Below are 19,912 nucleotides of genomic sequence, written 5' to 3'. Positions count from 1 at the left end.
CGGAAATGCTCTAAGTAGAATAGTTCTCTTTTAGAACGTCCACCGTACCAATACGTGACTTTACGACCGGTTTTTAATGTTTTGAATAAGTGATATAAGTGCGAACGCATCGGTGCCATTCCAGCTCCACCACCAACATAAAGCATTTCAGCTTCTGATTCGTTTATAAAGAACTCTCCAAAAGGACCAGAAATAGTTACTTTATCTCCTTTTTTAGCGTTAAATATATATGAAGAAGCAATACCTGGGTTTACATTCATCCATCCATTCTTTTCTCTATCAAACGGTGGCGTTGCAACACGTACGTTAAGCATAATCTCACGACCTTCGGCTGGGTAAGAAGCCATAGAATACGCTCTTTCAACCATTTCGTCATTCTTCATTACTAATGGTCGCAAGCCAAACTTATCCCATTCTGCTTCAAACATATCTGGTGTTGCATGCTCTTCTGGGTGTGCGGTGATATCCATATCTTCGAATTTCACTTCACAAGGTGGAATTTCAATTTGAATATATCCACCCGCTTTGTAGTTCATATCTTCAGGGATCTCTACTACAAATTCTTTAATGAACGAAGCTACGTTATAGTTACGAACTACAGTTGCTTCCCATTTTTTAATTCCAAAGACTTCTTCAGGAATATGAATATTCATATCCTGTTTTACCTTTACTTGACAAGAAAGACGTGCCCCTTCTTTTATCTCCTTACGAGTAAAGTGAGGTGTTTCAGTAGGAAGTGCTTCTCCACCACCTTCTAAAACGTGACATTCACATTGAATACACGTTCCACCTCCACCACATGCAGAAGGAAGGAATATCTTTTTCCCACTAAGGGTGGAAAGTAATGTCCCGCCAGACTCTACTTCTAATTCCTTTTCGTCGTTAATGGTAATGGTTACTGGACCAGAAGGTGACAGCTTTTGCTTTGTAAAAAGTAAAAGTGCAACCAATAATAAGGTAAGTACCAAAAAGGCAACAACAGTTGCTATAATAACTCCTAATGTGCTTGCTGCTAAAAACATATTAATTTTTTGTTAGTAGGGTTGAAACTTCAGGTGTTTCAGTTGATTCTATTTTTTCTTCCACTTGAGTTCCTAAACTCTCTGGATCACTATCTAAAGATGGTTTTTCTTCATCTCCACCGGTTAACATTCCACCGAAACTCATAAAACCAATTGCCATTAAACCTGTAATGATAAAGGTAATTCCTAACCCACGTAATGGAGCTGGAACATTTGAATAACGAATTTTCTCCCGAATGGCAGCAATGGCAACAATAGCCAAAAACCAACCAATACCAGAACTAAAACCGTAATTAAGGGCTAAATCAAAGCTTGCAATTTCTCTTGATTGCATAAATAATGAACCTCCTAAAATGGCACAGTTTACCGCAATCAACGGAAGGAAAATACCTAATGAATTATATAATGAAGGAGAAAACTTCTCCACAACTATTTCTACTAATTGTACCATTGTTGCAATGGTAGCAATGAATAAAATAAAAGAAAGGAAACTTAAGTCGTAATCTGCATATTCTGCACCTAACCAAGTTAAGGCTCCTTCTTGCAATATATATTGATCTAACAACCAGTTAAGAGGCACTGTTACTGTTAATACAAATATTACAGCAGCCCCTAAACCAACAGCTGTGCTAACTTTTTTAGATACAGCCAAGTATGAACACATACCTAAAAAGTATGCGAACACCATGTTATCTACAAAAATCGATTTAAAAAATAATTCTAAATGCTCCATTTTTTTATAGTATTGAGTATTGACGTATTAGTTTTGAAATAGCTTCGCTGCTAATACTTCAGTACTTTTAGTTTTCTTCTATTAACTCTTTGTTCTTACTACGTTGTACCCAAATAATAATACCAACTACAATCAATGCCATAGGAGGTAATACCATAAAGCCGTTATTTTCATAACCTATTGCATAAAGTCCAGTTTTTTCAACAGGATTACCTAGTACTGGAAATCCAAATAAAGTTCCTGAACCTAATAACTCACGAAAGAAACCGACAATTATAAGAATAACTCCGTATCCAGCTGCGTTACCAATTCCATCAAGGAAAGAGCGCCAAGGTTTGTTCCCTAATGCAAAGGCTTCAAAACGCCCCATAATAATACAGTTGGTTATAATCAATCCAATAAATACTGATAATTCTTTACTAAGAGAATAAGCAAACGCTTTCAATACTTGGTCTACGATAATTACCAAAGTAGCTACAACAATCAGTTGTACTATGATTCGTATTTTAGAAGGAATTATATTTCGCATTAGCGAAATTACTACGTTTCCAACTCCCATTACAAATAACACAGATACTGCCATTACAATAGATGGCTTTAATTGTGCGGTAATTGCCAATGCTGAACAAATTCCCAATACCTGAATGGTAATCGGGTTATTGTCCGCCAATGGGTCCATTATTAATTTACTGTCTTTCTTTGAAAGTAATCCCATAGCTTATTGATTTAATTTTTTGAAATAAGGTACGTACAATCTAATATCCTTTCTCAACATCGCAGCAACACCGTCTCCGGTAATTGTAGCTCCTGCCAAGGCATCAACTTCATTATCGTCCGTATCTATATTTGTAGGATCATTATTACTTTTTGAAACTTCTATACCTTCAAAAGAACCTCCGTTTAAAAAGCTCTCTCCAGTAAAGTCATCCATAAAATAACGTTGTTTTATTTCGGCGCCAAGACCAGGTGTTTCTCCTTTGTGGTCGTAATAAACACCTTGAATGGTCATCGATTTGTCAACTGCAACAAACCCCCAAATAGCATCCCATAGTCCTTTTCCTCGCACTGGGATTACATATACCTCTTTCCCATCTTTTTTCCCCACAAAAAGTGGTAATCTTCTGGTATACTCAGGATCTTTAGCTTTAGTTTCTTCTTTCTTTATATCAATAAGGTACGCTTCATCATTTTCAGTAATCTCGTCACCTTGAATCACCAATTGCTTCGTGATAAATTTATTAAACTCTCCCTCTACTTTATCAGTAGAAACAAACGTTGCGTCATTGGGGCCTTCATTTTCATTAACACCCATTGCATACAAAATGTTTTGCTGCTTTTCAAAACGTTCGTTTTCCTTAATCTTTGGTTTTAAACCACTGGCAAAACCTGCCAAGATGGAACCTACCACAACTACCATAACTATGGAAAAAATGATAGTATAACTATTTTTATCTGTATTAATCGCCATTACTTATGCGGTTTTAACTTTTAAACGTTTCATTCGTTTTTTAACATTCCCTTGTATTATATAGTGGTCGATGGTTGGTGCAAATACATTCATTAATAGTATTGCTAACATCACACCCTCCGGATACGCTGGGTTAAACACACGAATTAGAATAGATATGAATCCTATTAGAAATCCATATATCCATTTTCCTTTGTTGGTTTGAGAGGCTGTAACAGGATCTGTCGCCATATATACGGCTCCAAAAGCAAATCCACCAATAATTAGATGATGCCAGAATTCCGTATTCATCAATCCGAAAAACTTACTCGAATTATCTATCCATCCAGCTGAAACAACTCCATTGAATATCAAGCCCATTGCCAAAGCACCAAGCACCGTTGACAACATAATACGCCAGCTTCCTATTTTAGTATATATCAAGAATAATGCTCCTATAAGGATTAGCAAAGTAGAGGTTTCTCCTACCGAACCTGGTATAAACCCAAGGAACATATCCATCACACTATAGCCTACTTCGTTATTTTGTGCTAAACTACCTAAGATAGTCTCACCAGAAATTGCATCAGGTTTCCCAGCAGTTTCTACTGCACCGTGCACCCAAACTTTATCTCCACTCATCCACGTTGGATAGGCAAAGAAAAGGAAGGCACGAATGGTTAATGCAGGGTTTAGGATATTCATACCTGTCCCTCCAAAAACTTCTTTCCCAATAACAACACCAAACACAACTGCCACTACTAACATCCATAATGGAATATCGATAGGCACAATTAAAGGCACCAACATACCTGTTACCAAGTATCCTTCTTCCACTTCGTGACCTTTAATTACAGCGAATAAAAACTCTACTGCAAGTCCCACTCCGTAGGAAACAATCACCAATGGAAGTACTTTCCATAATCCGATAACGAAATTAGACCAATTCCAGAATTCACCACTAAAAAAGCCTAATGCTTTTGTGATTTCAGGGTCGGTTTGTAAGTTGGTTTGGTAACCCGCATTAAACATCCCAAAAATTAAGCAGGGAATTAATGCCATAATCACCGTATTCATCGTACGCTTTAAATCATCTGCCGCTCTAACGTGAGAACCCGAATGTGTGGTTTCGTTGGGCAAGTACAAAAAGGTGTGCAATGCATTAAATGCAGGTGCCATCTTTGTACCCTTATATTTTTGTTTTAGCGTATGTAATTTTTGTTTCAATCCCATAGCGTTATCCTATTTCTTTAATCATTTGATCCAAACCATTGCGAATAATTTGCTGGTGTGGTTGTTTAGATACACAAATAAATTCAGTTAATGCGAAATCTTCGGGAGCTACTTCATACATTCCCAAAGCTTCCATTTCGTCCAAGTCTTTTACCATACAGGCTTTTAATATCTGTAATGGATAAATATCTAATGGGAATACATTTTCGTAATTTCCTGTAATTACAAAAGCTCTGTGCTCTCCATTTGTATTGGTGTCCAATTCGTATTTTTTCTTCGGAAATAACCAAGAAAAAGTCAACGCTCTAGACGGTGAAATTTTATCGAAAACTGGTTTGTTCCATCCAAAAAACTCATAATCGTCTCCTTCAGGAATCACGGTAACCATATTATTGTAATAACCTAAATGTCCTTTTGGTGAAATTTTATTTCCAGTAAGCACATTTCCGCTAATAACACGAACGTTATCTTTATCCAATCCAGAATCGTAAATAAAAGTTGAAACCTCAGTTCCTATTTTCGTCCTGTAATATTTTGGATTTTTTACCGAAGAACCTGCTAATGCAATAATACGCTCAGCATTAAATTTTCCAGTTAATAACAACTCCCCAATAATAACAAGATCTTGAGCAGAAACAGTCCAAACCGTCTCTCCTTTGTTAACGGGATTAATTTTAGCTATCTGTGTACCCACGTTCCCAGAAGGATGTGGACCAGATACTTTATGTAATGAGATGTCTTTTAAATTATCAAAAGAAGAAGTTCCGTTACTACCAACACCAACATGAACAGCACCTTCTGTTAATTTACTAAGTGCAGTAACCGCTGCTTGTAATTCAGCTTCTTTTCCTTTTAAGGTAAAGTCGTAATCTGCAGCCAACGGCGCACTTGCATAACCTGAAATGAAAATTGCTTTTGGCGTGGTTTCGGCATCTGCAATAATATCATAAGGACGTTGTTTAATGAAAGGCCAACAACCAGCTTCAAGCAAACGGCTTTTAATGCTTGCTGCATCTGCCGTGTTTACATCAGTCTTTCCAAAATCTTTATAAGCATCTTGTTGGTCAGCTTCAATTACAATACGCTCAATAACGCGTTTTGCCCCTCTTTCAATAGCCGTTAACGTACCGCTTACAGGTGAAACAAACTTTAAATCTTTGTTTTCTCTTGAATAAAAAACAGGATCTCCAGCTTGTAATTTCCCACCTTCTTTCAATACCATTTTCGGGGTAATAAGGTGAAAATCTGACGGTCTAACGGCAAAGGTCCGTGAGCGCGGTGCATTAGAGAGTGTTTTGTCCGCTTCTCCTTTTAAACGAATATCAAGACCTTTTTTAATCTTAATGTCTTTGGACATAGGATAGTGTGTGTTACATTTATCTTTTTTCCCGAGCCACAAATAGGGCTAAAAATTCGGGTGTGCAAATTTATAAATTTATAACCGCTTTGCACAACAAATAATTATAATTTTATTTAGAAATAAAACCGCGCTATCATACAGCATTAGTTAGGTACAAAATTTGATTATCTTTAAAGAAAATTATTATTTATATGTTTCAGAAGATATTATTCGGCCTTTTACTACTTGGCACACCATCCTTACTTTTTTCACAATTAGCTGAAATTCCAGCTCCTAATTACATTAAAACTATTCAATTTAAGGGCACAAGCGCACAAAGTGAATTACCTGTTATTCGTTTAGGCGAAAGGCTTGAACTCTCTTTTGATGCGCTAAATGGTGAGGAAGAAGATTTTTATTACACTATCACCCACCACAATTTTGATTGGACTGAAAGCGACCTTTCAAAAAGTGAATATTTAAGTGGTTTTGATGATGTACGTATTGAAACGTACGAGAATTCACTGAATACGCTACAAATCTTTTCACATTACACCTTATCTATTCCAAACAGAGAAACGCGAGGCATTTCTAAAAGCGGAAACTATTTACTGTCCATTTTTGACAGCGACAACAACCCCATTTTTTCACGAAAATTTATGGTTATTGAAGAAATTGCAGGCGTGAGTGTAGAGATTAAACGTTCGCGCGACCTTAAATATATAGAAGAAAAGCAGACAGTTCAATTTACCATCAACTCGCCATCCTTACTTCTTATCAATCCGAAACAAACGGTGCACACCTTGGTTATGAAAAATAGTAATTTAAAAACAGCTATTACAAACCTCAAGCCGCAATACACCATTGGTAATGAACTTATTTATAAATACGATAAGGAATCCTCTTTTTGGGGCGGAAACGAGTTTTTATCTTTTGACAACAAAGATGTTCGAGCTGCCGGTAATAATATTAGCCGTATAAGTGTTAGCGATGTGTACGAAAACTACCTATTTACAGACATTGGAAGATTTAATCGCCCGTACACATACAACCCAGATATAAACGGAAATTTTGTAGTACGTAACATTAGCGCTAACAATCAAGATATTGAAGCGGAATATGTTAGGTTGCATTTTAATCTTCAATATTTTGAAGACATTGGCGATAAAGAAATTCATCTCTACGGGAATTTTAATAATTGGACCATAGACGGTTCAACCTATATGAAATATGATCCACAGAGCGATACGTACCGAAACTCTCGTCTATTTAAGCAAGGGTTTTATAACTATAAATATGTAGTAGTAAACCGCGATGGTTCTATTGAACCTGGTGCTATAAGTGGAAATTTTTGGCAAACAGAAAATGATTATACCGTACTGGTTTATTTTAGGGATTTAGGTGCTCGCTATGATCGTATCATTGGGATGGGACGTGGCAATTCAACGAACATTACCAATAACTAAATAACTTTTTACCTTTTACGGTATGAGCAAACACAAACCGGTGCCTTCTAACAGTCGTAAAGCCCGAAAATATCGAGGAACAGAATGTCTTAATTGCGGACAACCTCTGGATTTAAGTGATATTTATTGCCCGTATTGCTCACAATTAAATAGTACTAAACAGCTTTCTTTCAGTGATTTTTTTGCTGAATTTATAAACAGCATTGTTAGTTATGACTCGCGATTACGCTACACGGTAAAAGACCTATTATTTAAACCCGGCACCATAACTCGCAATTATATAAATGGACAACGACTTAAGTACGCAAACCCTTTTCGGTTTTTCTTAAGTGTTTCTATTATCTACTTTATCCTACAAGGGTTTATAGCGTTTATAATACCTGAAGAAAATTCAATGTTTAACGATGATGTCGGAGAACAGATAGAAGGTGAAGATTTTTACGATAAATTTATATCTATAAACGACCAAATAAAGGAAGCTTCAGCAAAAGCCAAAATGGCAGAAGACTCTATTTCTGAAAGAAAAGACAGCATATTTCCCGATAAAGACGTAAAACAAATCGCTTATTTTTCCGAAGAAAGTTTAGACTCTTTAAGTTGGCTAGAAAGTAGTACCGAACGGTTTAAAATGTATCGAGACTTTTATGAAACACATACTATAAAAAAAGCAAGTGTTGCCATGGACAGTCTTAACCACAAAAACACACTATACAACCGGTGGTTATACAACAAAAATGAATCTATAGAGAGGATTAGCAACAATCCAAAAGGATTTTTAGATTATCTATTTAGGAAGATTCCATTCTTTATTTTCTTCTTTACCCCAGTATACGCTCTGTTTTTCTGGCTTATATACTCAAAGAAAAAGCATAATTATATAGATCACACCGTTTTTATATTTCACGTATTTAGCTTTTTGTTTTTAGCATTAATAGCTTGCCTACTTCCAGATACTATTTTAGGGTCTAATCTTTTTCAAAACATCCTTCTTTCATTAATAGGCCCTTTTTACTTTTACAAAGCCCTTCGGAACTTTTATAAGCAAAGCCGTTTTATAACTATTGTAAAATTTGTATTTTTAAATTTCATTTTTTGGATAGGAGCAACTTTTGCCGCCATACTTTTCTTTGCTGCAACAGCTGCCATTTATTAAATATATGGTCGAACAAGTAACAAAAGGTATTAAAATTTCGGTTATTTCAAGGTTTGAAGGAACTTTGATTAACCAACAAAGAGAATGCTACACGTTTTCATATACCATCACTATAGAAAACCAAAGTAAAAATACGGTTCAGCTTTTAACGCGCTATTGGAAAATAAAAGACGCTTTAAAGCGTACCGAAATAGTAAAAGGAGAAGGAGTTATTGGGGTTAAACCCGTAATTCCACCAGGAGAAAAACACACCTACAGCAGTGGCTGCCTGCTTACGTCTCCTATCGGCTCTATGGAAGGGTATTACACCTTAATAGATCTTAATGCTAAAACAAGGTTTAGAGTGCCAATTCCTGTCTTTAAACTACACGCCGCCTTTGCTTTAAACTAGATTTAAAAAGTTTCTGTTACAATTTTTTCCTCTTGAAGATCTTCGTAACGCATTGCTACATTTTTATTTTTTACAACCTGAGTAATGCTTTTCGTTTTTACAAATCCGCGATCCATTATTACGTCTACATCAAGATTTCCCTCTCCAGCGGTTTTATGAAACTGCAGCAACTCTGTAGCACTTGGCTTTAAATTTTCAAATAAGAATGTTGAGAACCATTTTTCGCGTTTTTCTTTCATTTCTTTGGTATATAATAAAGAGGAAGACCAAATTTGTGGAGCAAGTGGTTTTTCAGTAAAGTGAACTTCTTTTTCATCCCAAACAAGTTCGAATAATCGTAAGTGATTAGACCAATCTACCATAATAAGCGTAAAAGGCTCTATTCCTTCAAAATTGTAGTTGTCTATTTCTGAAACAGCATCATCTGAAGTTAGCAAATCGGTCACAATAATACCCCGGCTCATTCTATAGGAGTCTTTACGCTCATGCGCTGTAAAACCTCCATTTAACAAACAAATAAGGCGTTTTTTGTCGCTTACCCCTATCCAAGTGCCACCAGCCAATTCATCTTTAGGAAACAATAATCGAGTATTCTTTTCTGAATACACTTTAGGAGCCAATGTACTGCGACCGGGAGCTTCGTCCCTGTTAGAGGTTAACACAAAGCCATCATTAGAAGTTGGAATAAAAGTAAGGGTACACATATTTTATAATAGTCAATAATTCTTTTTGAAAATTACAAAAAACAAAACTCAATCTATGGTATCAACTAGGCAAAGTTTCTCTTTAAAAAACAAGCTCTGTCAGCTTCTATAAACGAATAACTTAACAACTCAATAACATAAATTCTCCAACCTAAATTTGTACCTTTGCAGCCTTATAATAAGTACAAACCGATAAAAAAATAATATACCTATGGGAAAAGGATTTTTTGAAGTACCGGTAGCCGAAAACGAGCCAATTTTGAGCTACGCTCCCGGAACTCCTGAACGAGAAGAAGTTTTAAAAGCCTACAAAGAAATGTACAACAGCACTATAGATGTGCCACTTTACATTAATGGGAAACATATAGAAACTGGAGACACTGCTACTATGGCGCCTCCACACGATCACAAACACGCTTTAGGTGTGTATCATAAAGCTGAAAAAAAGCACATTGAAGATGCTATTGAAGGCGCTCTTGAAGCGAGAAAAAAATGGGCTACGATGCCTTGGGAAAACCGAGCTGCCATTTTTCTTCGTGCTGCCGAATTAATTGCTGGGCCATACCGTGCAAAAATTAATGCCGCTACTATGTTGGGGCAGTCTAAAAATATTTTTCAAGCTGAAATTGATTCCGCTTGTGAATTGATTGACTTTTTACGTTTCAACGTTCAGTCAATGATTGAAATCTATAAAGAACAACCAGAATCTACATCGGCTGCTTGGAATAGGTTAGAGTACCGCCCATTAGAAGGTTTTGTATATGCTATCACTCCTTTTAACTTTACTGCAATCGCCGGAAACCTTCCGTCAAGTGCTGCGTTAATGGGCAACGTTGCTATCTGGAAACCAAGTGACAGCCAAGTTTATTCAGCAAAAGTAGTTTTAGATGTATTTAAAGAAGCTGGTGTGCCAGACGGTGTAATCAATATGGTGATGGGAGATCCAGAAATGATTACAGATACAGTATTGGCAAGCCCTGACTTTAGCGGCTTGCATTTTACAGGATCTACTAATGTATTTAAAAATATATGGAAACAGATAGGAAACAACATCCACAACTATAAAACATACCCTCGAATTGTAGGGGAAACAGGTGGAAAAGATTTTATTGTTGCGCACAAAACATCAAACCCGAAACAAGTAGCAACCGCTATTTCAAGAGGTGCTTTTGAATTTCAAGGTCAAAAATGTAGTGCGGCCAGCCGTTGCTACATCCCTAAAAGTATTTGGGGCGATGTGAAAAAATATGTTCAGGAAGATATAAAGTCCTTTAAAATGGGAACCCCTGAAAATATGGACAACTTCATCAATGCCGTAATCCACGAAGGTTCTTTTGATAAATTGGCTAGCTATATTGACCAAGCTAAAAAAGATGATAATGCAGAGATTGTAGCTGGTGGTGAATATGACAAAAGCGAAGGATATTTCATTCAGCCTACGGTTATTAAAACTGAAGACCCGAAATACACGACTATGTGTACGGAGCTTTTCGGACCTGTAGTAACTATTTATGTGTACGAAGATGATAAATGGGAAGAAACCCTTCATTTAGTAGATGAAACTAGTGAATACGCTTTAACTGGCGCTGTATTTAGCGAGGATCGTTACGCATTGCAACAAGGAGTTGATATTCTTGAAAATGCTGCTGGTAACTTCTACTTAAACGATAAACCAACAGGTGCTGTTGTAGGACAACAACCATTTGGCGGCGCTAGAGCCAGCGGAACAAACGATAAAGCAGGTAGTAAATTAAACCTGTACCGTTGGATTTCTCCTCGTATGGTGAAAGAAACCTTTGTTTCGCCTACGGATTATAGATATCCTTTTTTAGGTGACAACTAGTTCTTATTATATTAAACATAAAAGAGGCTGTCTTGTTTAGACAGCCTCTTTTTTTTCTAATTTCTCCTTACCTCTTTAAAGGAAAGCAACCAATGAAATCGAAAAGTTTAAAACTTAATTACATTTCTTTTCACTAAACTCATCGACTCCAATATTATAAATACCGCCTAAAGCGACTTTAAACAGTCTACTTTATAATCTCAATTTTGTTTTCTTTATTCAAACACCTTTTCTACACCTACTTTAGCAACTTGAGCGTTTTTAGCAGTATTGGCAGCATCTACTACCATTACAACCAAGCTTAAATTATCTTTTACATAATCAGCAGGAATTGTAGTAGAAACACTTTTGTTATAAGCTTCAAACCCTGGAGTACTCGGTATAGCGTCTCCTAAAACTGCAGTCATCGACTTTCTCAAAACGTGATTGTGCTCAAAACTTGGAATAGGATCTCCCATGCCATAATATGGACTACTCTCGTCCTCATCGTAATAATTAGTCTGGTCGTAAAGAATACCACTTTCCAATAGGTAAACCACTACTTTATCTCCTTCAGATGAACCATTTTCATACATTACGTTGCTATTTACCACAAGGTTATCTCCACTAAGGGTTGATTTAATAGAAATAGTAATATCAGTATCTTCTCCAGCTATCGATGTTACATCCGTTACGGGATGAGGGCGTGCCCAGTCTACACTTCGGTTAATTCGTGCTTGCGGCAAACCACCAATATCATATTCATCAATTAAAATCTGAATATCATCAAAATGCATTGGGTCTGGACTACTACTGGATGTTTTGTGTATAGCTATCACGGCAACATCATCAGTTGCATCTTCAACATCTTCTATTGCACCAGCTACCCGGGGGCAATATCCACACCAAGTACCGGTATAGTCTTCAACAACAACTTTACGTTTCGGTATAAAAACCTCAAAGGATTTTTCATCAGTAGTAAAAGTCTCACCACCTACAGTATACTCAGCGTATACTACAAAGCCTCCTACAGTTGGAGAAGAAAAAGAATTTCCATTAATTTCTGTTCCATCCACATAAAAAGAAGCTTCAGAAGTAACATCCTCTCCACCACTATTAACTGCAGTAAATTGAACATTTTGATTCTTAAAAACTTTAGCGTTATCTATAAGTAATGCAATTCCATCAATAGCAACTACATCAAAATTTAAAACGTTACTGGTAGCTCCTAAATAGTTTGCTACAACTTCGTAAGCTCCTTCGTTTTCAAAAACATACGTATTTCCAGTTATCTCTACTTCATTTACAGTAATAGTAGCAGCGTTGGTATAATCAGTACCATCTTCACCCATAACGGTGAATGTTAGTGTTTCGTTTCCGGTCAAAAGCTCATCGTCTGAAGTACTGGTTAAAACCAAGTTTTCTATGCTTCCTTGCAACGGTACATTCTCCTCAGATTTACTGCAAGAAAATGCAATAAACAAAGTGAGGATTCCCATAATTTTTAAAGTATTTTTCATTTTCATAATTACTAAGGTTTGTATTGATTATACAATAATAACACTTTATTACTATACTTTTCCGATAGGGTAAAAGAAACTGAATTATAAGAGTTTAGCATTCAATTTTACGATAAAATTAACTATTATTGTTTAAATAATTAAACTTAACAACATGAAAAAAATTGTATTTATTCTTTCTATTTTATTGAGTTTTAGCTCTTTTGCACAAGAAGATCTACCCAACACCAACCTTGAAACTATTGATGGTAATTCCATAACTGTTAAAGAAGCCACTACAAAGGACAATTTAGTTGTTGTATCCTTATGGGCTACTTGGTGCGTCCCTTGTATTAAAGAATTGGATGCTATTAGTGAAATATATACCGATTGGCAAGATGAAACTGATGTAGAATTGATAGCTGTATCTGTTGATGATAGCCGAACTGTAAAAAGAGTAAAGCCATTAATAAACGGCAAAGGCTGGGACTATGAAATTTTACTAGACACTAACAATGATTTAAAAAGAGCCTTAGGTGCTGCTACTGTCCCTTTGACGTTACTTATTAAAGACAATAAAATTGTATACAGACACTCTGGCTATAGCCCAGGTGCAGAAATGGAGCTTTATGAGAAAATAAAGGAGCACAACAACTAAATCTATCTATACACTACCAAGCTAACTCACAATGAAAAAACTTTTACTAGGCTTCGCTATTCTTTATAGCGGATTTATTATTGCGCAGGATAAAGGCTACTTTTACGGTGGCTTCGAATCTAACTCACAATGGCTTTTGGAAGATGAAGGCATTAATTTTGTATCTCCAGAATTCCCGGATGACCAGTTTAGAGCTAACAATTATCTACAATTAAATTATAATTACGGAAGTTTTACAGCCGGTGTTCAATACGAATCATACCTTCCTAATGCACTTCTAGGATATTCTGATGTGTATAACGGCGAAAACGGAATTGCAACCTACTACCTAAATTATAAAAAAGACGACCTCGACATTACAGCAGGTTATTTTTACGAACAGTTTGGCAGCGGACTTATACTTCGTTCATGGGAAGACAGACAATTAGGTGTTAACAATGCCATTAGAGGTGTTAGGGTAAACTTTCAAGCTACCGATAATTTGGATATTACAGGCTTATTTGGCCAACAAAGAATAGGTTTTAACCTTTCTGAAGGAACTATACAAGGTATAGATGCTAATTTCGACTTGAGTACCGCTTTGAAAATAGATTTTATAGATTTAAGCTTAGGGGGAAGTTATGTAGGGCGGTATCAAGATAATGAAGGAGATCCTACTCTGCCAGACAATGTAAATGCTGTTAGCGGACGTTTGGATTTTGTAAAAGATAAATTATATGGAGGAGTTGAAGTTGTTGCCGAAAGTAAGGATGTAATTTACAACGAAGGTAATTTAGTTTCTCCAAAACAATACGATGGTACTGCCATGCAAGTAAATTTAGGATATGCAGAAAAAGGATTAGGAGTTAACTATACTTTTAGAAGACTAGAGAACTTTAATTTTTATGCAGATCGTGAAGCCCAAGGAAATGAATTTAATGACCAAGTATTAAATTATGTACCTGCACTAACCAAACAACAAGATTATCTATTGACTAACATTTATGTATACAACGCTCAACCAGGTCTTCTAATTGAACCAGGAGAGCAACGTGCAGGTGAAGTTGGCTCACAAGTAGATGTTTATTATTCTATTAAAAAGGAAAGCACCCTTGGCGGAAAATATGGCACTAAAATAGCTGCTAACTTTAGTTATTGGTCGGGACTAGATGCAGAGTATAATGTAGCCAACCGTTTTTATGAAGCCGATTTCATAGGTTCAGGTCCAAGACTTTTTCGAGATATCAATGTTGAAGTTAAAAAACGATGGACCAAAAAAATTAGCTCTGTTTTTACGTTTCAAGACGTAATTGTTGATAAAGGTGTATCACAGGGAGGCCCTGTCGGGGTTCAAGGTGATATCCACGCAACTGTAGGAGTAGCAGAAGGAACCTATCGTTTTGAAAACTCAAAATCTATGAGACTTGCCTTACAACACTTATGGTCTAAGGATGATCGAAAAAACTGGGCAGGAGCCACGCTTGAATACAATTTTAATTCGAATATTGGTCTTTATGCTTCTGACTCCTATAACTATGGTGGAGAGGGCGAAATCCATTATTACAATTTTGGCGGTAGTTACTCAAAAGGAAGAACTCGCGTATCTTTAAATTACGGAAGACAACGTGGAGGTCTTATATGTGTAGGTGGCGTGTGTAGAGTGGTGCCGGAAAGCAATGGTTTGAGCGCAAGTATCAACGTCTCTTTTTAAACCAGAATTTATACAATTTATAGAGCCAGGCTTTAAGGTCTGGCTTCTTTTATATCAACTTCTTAACTCTTTTCCTCAAAGGTTAAACCCCATTAAAATACAGGCTTATCACATTAATAAAAGCAAGCTTATCCTAAATTAATAAACCCTATTATCCATTTATAAATTTGTTTAAAACAAGTTATGAGGAAACTTAAAGAATTATTCATAAATAGTTATTATTGAGGTAATATAACCGACTAAAACACCTTCGGCAATGAATGGTTTAAACGATTTTTAATACAAATGTCAATCTATTGGAAATAGTATATAAAAAAAACGGTGCCAAAAAGCACCGTTTTTTTATTAAACAAATTTGTATTATTACTTTTTAACTACTTTAAAGCTCTGTGACACTCCTTTATCATTTATAAAGTTAAAGATATACATCTGAGCAGATAGGTTTGCAACTTTTAATTCTTGGCGACCTGCTTCAATCGCTTGAGATTGAACTAAACGACCTTGAAGGTCATACACATTTAAGTGTAATGCATCTCTAGACTCTAAAGAAAGTGAGTTCCCTATAACAGTTGAACCAAGTACAACTCCCAAAGAGGTTTCAGTTTCACCCACACTAAGTGGAGAATCGTATACATATGTAAAAGTTAAATCATCACCAACTTCGTTTCCACTTTCGTCAACAGTATAAAACCTAAATACAAATTCACCGTAAGGAGCTAATTCGTCACCAGTGTATAAAAAGTGATTTCCAGGACCAGTAGTTTCACCTGGAGCGATAACCTGAGGAGCATTAACAGGCGGATAGGACTCACCTACTTGGATACCATCATAACATTGTTGTCCATAACATAATTGAAATGATTGATCACTATTTGTGGAGACATATTCAATTGTAGAATTGATAGCTTCACTTCCATCATTAGTTACAAAAAAATTGATTGTTGCTTCTGCTTCATCAGCGGTGGTAACAGTCAATACATCACCATTATTTATAGCATCACCATTTTCATCTACCACGGAAAATTGAGCCGAAGCTAGAAAAGGAGAGCATATAATTGCTAAAAGTAAAAATTTGAATTTCATAGATAAAAAATTAGGTTTATATTTCGTTAAATAACTATTAACAAATTTAAGGCTTTATATCCATTAAAAAAAATTGTTAAATGCCTTTTTATATTATTTAAAAAATTGAATATCAATAAAATAAGCATATTTTACCCTATTGCTTTAATAGGAATTACGAATCATAAAACACTAAAACGATATGTTAAAAAAAAATCATTATAACATTAATTATGTTATAATGGCAAATAATAAGAATTAATATTTACACCTTCCCTATTGCTTAAAATCAAATGTAAAAATCACTTTGAAAGCTGGCTTTAAAATCTAAGAAATAATTGCTGTTAAACTTAAAGTAGTTTTTTTGTTTATTGACCTAACACATCATCGAAAGATATTTAGATTGAAAATATTTGAAATAATTTTCTTACAAATGTCGCTCGAGGCTGTTATTTCAATTTGGATATAAGTGAGCAGGCTATAGCCCTAATTACAACTAAATTTTCACTAGTAAATCGCAATTCTTACTCATTAATAGGTGTTATTTTAAAAGTCACATTATGAAGGCATGCAACTAAGAAAATTACCCCTTAAATTTTAAAGGTAAATGCACCACACTTTTAGTTTCAAAAAAATCTTCTTCAAAATAATCGGTTAAATTATAAACCCTCGCCTTTGGATAGGTAGCGAGTTCCTCAGTAAGATCACCCCCTTTTAAATATAAGATTCCATTTTTAAGCTCATGTGTACTTTTTTTGGCTATTCTGCCTTTTACCCAACGTACAAATGTTTCCATTTGAGCTACGGCACGGCTTACTATAAAATCGTATTGACCAGTAATATTTTCGGCTCGATCGTTGGTTATTTCTATATTTTTCAAGCCTAATCCTTGCGAAACCTCTTCAACCACCTTAATTTTTTTTCCAATACTATCTACCAAATGAAAGTGCGTGTCTGGAAATAAAATAGCCAATGGAATTCCGGGAAACCCTCCACCAGTGCCTACATCTAAAACCCTCGCCCCTTTATGGAAAGATTGAATTTTAGCAATTCCTAGTGAATGTAATACGTGGCGCAGGTACAATTCGTCAATATCCTTTCGGGAAACCACGTTTATTTTTAGATTCCAATCGTGGTAAAGTGTTTCTAGTTTTTCAAATTGATCTTGCTGCTTATCAGATAGATGCGGAAAATATTTTAAAATCAAGTCCATTCCAGTGGTTTAGACTGTAAAAGTATGGTTTATGAATAAATTTTCCATAATTGCGGCAGGGTATTTGCTTAAAGATATGTATTTTTATCCATTAATTTTTCAGAAGAAATTCTGTACTAATTCAAACTAAGTGAACACTCCTCATATTAAATTTTCGCGCGTAGATTCAGCCAAATTTTTCAGAACGCTGAATAAACGCGTAAACTCCTATTTTAAGGAAAACGAAATACAACGTACCGGTAATTGGAAAATACACGTAAAGGCAATTGTGATGTTTTCACTCTACCTTACTCCCTATTTTTTGTTGTTAACATTAGATTTCCCTACTTGGGCACAAATACTTTTCACCATTATTATGGGTGTGGGAATGGCTGGTGTAGGTATGAACGTAATGCACGATGCTAATCACGGCTCCTATTCTTCTAAAAAATGGATTAATAAGCTAATGGGTGGCAGTATGTATATTTTAGCCGGGAATGTTTATAATTGGCAGGTACAGCATAATGTATTACACCACACCTACACAAACATACATGGCCACGATGAAGATATGGAAGCGGGCCGTATCATTCGTTTTTCTAAACACGCAAAATGGCATCGTTTTCATAAATTTCAACAATACTACAGTGTTTTCTTATACGGTTTACTCACATTTAATTGGGCATTAACAACTGATTTTAAGCAAACCAAACGCTATTTATCTAAAAAGCTCTCCTACGGAAAACTACCAAAGCCCATTACGCAATGGAGCTTGTTAATAATTACAAAAATAATTTACATGGGAGTTTGGATTGCCATCCCAATATTATTTTTCAACATTGCCTGGTGGAAAATTTTAATCGGTTTTTTCATCATGCACTATGTAGCAGGATTGATTCTAAGCATCGTTTTTCAATTGGCACATATTGTAGAAGACACCGATATGCCTTTGCCCGACAAAACAGGAAATATGAAAAACACCTGGGCCATCCATCAATTGTTTACCACGGTTAATTTTTCGACCAAAAATAAATTGGTAAACTGGTTTACAGGCGGATTAAATCATCAAGTAGAACATCATATATTTCCAAATATTAGCCACGTGCATTATTCTAAAATTTCTGAAATTGTACGAGAAACAGCTTTAGAGTTCAACTTGCCTTACAATGAATACAAAACAACAAGAGGTGCCATTATAGCGCATTTTAAGTACTTAAAACAAATGGGTTTAAAGCCCGCAATACCAGCATAACCTCCTATAACTATGAACGACCAACTTTCTGATCGCGTTAATAAAATGGCCACATCGGCAACACTTGCCATGGCTGCCAAAGCAAGAGAACTTCGAGAGGAAGGAAAAGATATAATCGGCCTAAGCCTAGGCGAACCAGATTTTACTGTTCCTGAATTTGTTAAAGAAGCAGCAATAAAAGCCATTCAAGAAGATTATCACGCGTATACACCCGTTGATGGCTATAGAGAATTAAAACAGGCCATCATTAAAAAGTTTAAACGAGACAACAATTTAGATTATAAGCTTTCACAAATTGTGGTTTCCACAGGAGCAAAACAATCATTAGCCAATTTAGCTCAAGTTTTACTGAATAAAGGCGATGAAGTTTTACTACCTGCACCTTATTGGGTAAGTTATAGCGATATCGCAAAAGTAGCCGAAGGCGTACCAGTTGAAATAAAAACTAGTATTGAAAGTGACTTTAAAGTTACACCTGAAGCCTTGGAAGCAGCTATTACCCCAAAAACTAAATTGATTATGTACAGCTCCCCTTGTAACCCAAGTGGTTCGGTTTATAGCCGAGATGAGCTACGTGCCTTGGCAGATGTTTTGGTAAAACACCCCGATATCATTGTAATCAGTGACGAAATATATGAACATATCAATTTTACAGATCAACACGCATCTATGGCGCAATTTGATGATATGTATGATCGCACTGTTACTGTTAACGGAGTTTCAAAAGCGTATGCGATGACGGGTTGGAGAATTGGCTATATTGGCGCCCCAGAATGGATTGCTAAAGCTTGTACTAAAATGCAAGGACAAGTTACCAGTGGGACCAACTGCATTGCCCAACGTGCTGCTATTACTGCTCTAGAAGAATCACCAAGTAAGATTCAATATATGGTAGAGGCTTTTAAAAGCCGTAGAAAACTTATTTTAGACTTACTTTCTGAAATCCCTGGAATGAAAACCAATGAGCCTGAAGGTGCTTTTTATGTGTTTCCAGATGTTTCAAGTTTCTTCGGAAAAACAATAAAAGAAACTAAAATAAATAATGCAACCGATTTTTCATTGTTCTTGTTAGAAGAAGCATTAGTTGCAACCGTTACAGGTGAAGCCTTTGGTGACCCTAATTGCATTCGTCTTTCCTACGCAGCTTCAGAAGCTGATATCGTGGAAGCGCTTAAGCGTATAAAAGAACTTTTGGGTTAAGATAAATAAAAACCGGACTGATTTAAAAATCAGTCCGATCTTTTCATTT

18 protein-coding genes are annotated in these 19,912 nt (G+C 35.8%); 8 read left to right on the top strand and 10 right to left on the bottom strand.

Annotation, left to right across the window (positions count from 1 at the left end):
* The 6 genes from nqrF to AACZ92_RS11350 all read right to left on the bottom strand — a co-directional run.
* Positions 1-1,022: NADH:ubiquinone reductase (Na(+)-transporting) subunit F (gene nqrF / locus AACZ92_RS11375; protein ID WP_339701317.1), on the bottom strand; the 1,022-nt coding region annotated here is incomplete at its 3' end.
* A gap of 1 nt (position 1,023) precedes the next feature.
* On the bottom strand, positions 1,024-1,755 hold the full coding sequence (nqrE, locus tag AACZ92_RS11370; protein ID WP_339701314.1) for an NADH:ubiquinone reductase (Na(+)-transporting) subunit E: 732 nt from the start codon (positions 1,753-1,755) through the stop codon (positions 1,024-1,026).
* A 67-nt stretch (positions 1,756-1,822) separates the two neighbouring features.
* Complete coding sequence (locus AACZ92_RS11365) at positions 1,823-2,470, bottom strand: NADH:ubiquinone reductase (Na(+)-transporting) subunit D (protein WP_117158897.1); 648 nt, start codon at positions 2,468-2,470, stop codon at positions 1,823-1,825.
* Between the two features lie 3 nt (positions 2,471-2,473).
* The gene (locus tag AACZ92_RS11360) at positions 2,474-3,223 is read right to left on the bottom strand and encodes a Na(+)-translocating NADH-quinone reductase subunit C (protein ID WP_339701309.1); all 750 of its coding nucleotides are present in this window, start codon (positions 3,221-3,223) and stop codon (positions 2,474-2,476) included.
* Positions 3,224-3,226: 3 nt separating this feature from the next.
* Positions 3,227-4,435: an NADH:ubiquinone reductase (Na(+)-transporting) subunit B gene (locus AACZ92_RS11355; protein WP_339701306.1), complete on the bottom strand. Its 1,209-nt coding sequence runs from the start codon at positions 4,433-4,435 to the stop codon at positions 3,227-3,229.
* A gap of 4 nt (positions 4,436-4,439) precedes the next feature.
* The gene (locus AACZ92_RS11350; RefSeq protein WP_339701303.1) at positions 4,440-5,792 is read right to left on the bottom strand and encodes a Na(+)-translocating NADH-quinone reductase subunit A; all 1,353 of its coding nucleotides are present in this window, start codon (positions 5,790-5,792) and stop codon (positions 4,440-4,442) included.
* A gap of 194 nt (positions 5,793-5,986) precedes the next feature.
* On the opposite strand from AACZ92_RS11350, the gene AACZ92_RS11345 reads away from it, so the two are divergent.
* Genes AACZ92_RS11345 through apaG form a run of 3 tightly spaced genes read left to right on the top strand, consistent with a single transcriptional unit; the run spans position 5,987 to position 8,784 of the window.
* On the top strand, positions 5,987-7,240 hold the full coding sequence (locus tag AACZ92_RS11345) for a DUF5103 domain-containing protein (RefSeq protein ID WP_339701300.1): 1,254 nt from the start codon (positions 5,987-5,989) through the stop codon (positions 7,238-7,240).
* A gap of 22 nt (positions 7,241-7,262) precedes the next feature.
* Positions 7,263-8,393, top strand: a complete 1,131-nt coding sequence (locus AACZ92_RS11340; RefSeq protein WP_339701297.1) for a DUF3667 domain-containing protein — start codon at positions 7,263-7,265, stop codon at positions 8,391-8,393.
* A 4-nt stretch (positions 8,394-8,397) separates the two neighbouring features.
* On the top strand, positions 8,398-8,784 hold the full coding sequence (apaG, locus tag AACZ92_RS11335) for a Co2+/Mg2+ efflux protein ApaG (RefSeq protein ID WP_339701294.1): 387 nt from the start codon (positions 8,398-8,400) through the stop codon (positions 8,782-8,784).
* Positions 8,785-8,786: 2 nt separating this feature from the next.
* Here apaG and AACZ92_RS11330 read toward each other — a convergent pair whose 3' ends face one another.
* Positions 8,787-9,488: an NRDE family protein gene (locus tag AACZ92_RS11330; RefSeq protein WP_339701291.1), complete on the bottom strand. Its 702-nt coding sequence runs from the start codon at positions 9,486-9,488 to the stop codon at positions 8,787-8,789.
* Positions 9,489-9,699: 211 nt separating this feature from the next.
* On the opposite strand from AACZ92_RS11330, the gene pruA reads away from it, so the two are divergent.
* A complete protein-coding gene (gene pruA, locus AACZ92_RS11325) occupies positions 9,700-11,331 on the top strand; it encodes an L-glutamate gamma-semialdehyde dehydrogenase (protein ID WP_339701288.1) in 1,632 nt (543 codons plus the stop codon).
* 215 nt (positions 11,332-11,546) lie between these two features.
* On the opposite strand, the gene AACZ92_RS11320 is transcribed toward pruA, so the two are convergent.
* Positions 11,547-12,836, bottom strand: coding sequence for an Omp28-related outer membrane protein (locus tag AACZ92_RS11320; RefSeq protein ID WP_339701285.1), 1,290 nt, complete (start codon positions 12,834-12,836; stop codon positions 11,547-11,549).
* Between the two features lie 148 nt (positions 12,837-12,984).
* Between AACZ92_RS11320 and AACZ92_RS11315 the strand changes: the two genes are divergently transcribed.
* The gene (locus tag AACZ92_RS11315) at positions 12,985-13,467 is read left to right on the top strand and encodes a TlpA disulfide reductase family protein (protein WP_339701282.1); all 483 of its coding nucleotides are present in this window, start codon (positions 12,985-12,987) and stop codon (positions 13,465-13,467) included.
* 31 nt (positions 13,468-13,498) lie between these two features.
* Positions 13,499-15,157, top strand: coding sequence for a DUF6029 family protein (locus AACZ92_RS11310; protein WP_339701279.1), 1,659 nt, complete (start codon positions 13,499-13,501; stop codon positions 15,155-15,157).
* Positions 15,158-15,520: 363 nt separating this feature from the next.
* On the opposite strand, the gene AACZ92_RS11305 is transcribed toward AACZ92_RS11310, so the two are convergent.
* Positions 15,521-16,240 carry a T9SS type A sorting domain-containing protein gene (locus AACZ92_RS11305; RefSeq protein WP_339701276.1) on the bottom strand — a complete coding sequence of 240 codons (720 nt, stop codon included), beginning with the start codon at positions 16,238-16,240 and terminating at the stop codon, positions 15,521-15,523.
* 562 nt (positions 16,241-16,802) lie between these two features.
* Positions 16,803-17,432 (bottom strand): 16S rRNA (guanine(527)-N(7))-methyltransferase RsmG, encoded by a 630-nt coding sequence (gene rsmG, locus AACZ92_RS11300; protein WP_339701274.1) that lies wholly within the window; start codon positions 17,430-17,432, stop codon positions 16,803-16,805.
* 130 nt (positions 17,433-17,562) lie between these two features.
* On the opposite strand from rsmG, the gene AACZ92_RS11295 reads away from it, so the two are divergent.
* Positions 17,563-18,663, top strand: a complete 1,101-nt coding sequence (locus AACZ92_RS11295) for an acyl-CoA desaturase (protein ID WP_339701271.1) — start codon at positions 17,563-17,565, stop codon at positions 18,661-18,663.
* A gap of 12 nt (positions 18,664-18,675) precedes the next feature.
* On the top strand, positions 18,676-19,863 hold the full coding sequence (locus tag AACZ92_RS11290) for a pyridoxal phosphate-dependent aminotransferase (RefSeq protein ID WP_339701269.1): 1,188 nt from the start codon (positions 18,676-18,678) through the stop codon (positions 19,861-19,863).
* Positions 19,864-19,912 lie beyond the last annotated feature (49 nt).

The organism is uncultured Marixanthomonas sp., assembly GCF_963974425.1.
Lineage (GTDB): Bacteria > Bacteroidota > Bacteroidia > Flavobacteriales > Flavobacteriaceae > Marixanthomonas.
The sequence above is the reverse complement of the archived record's forward strand: the minus strand, read 5'-3'. Positions and strand labels throughout refer to the sequence as shown.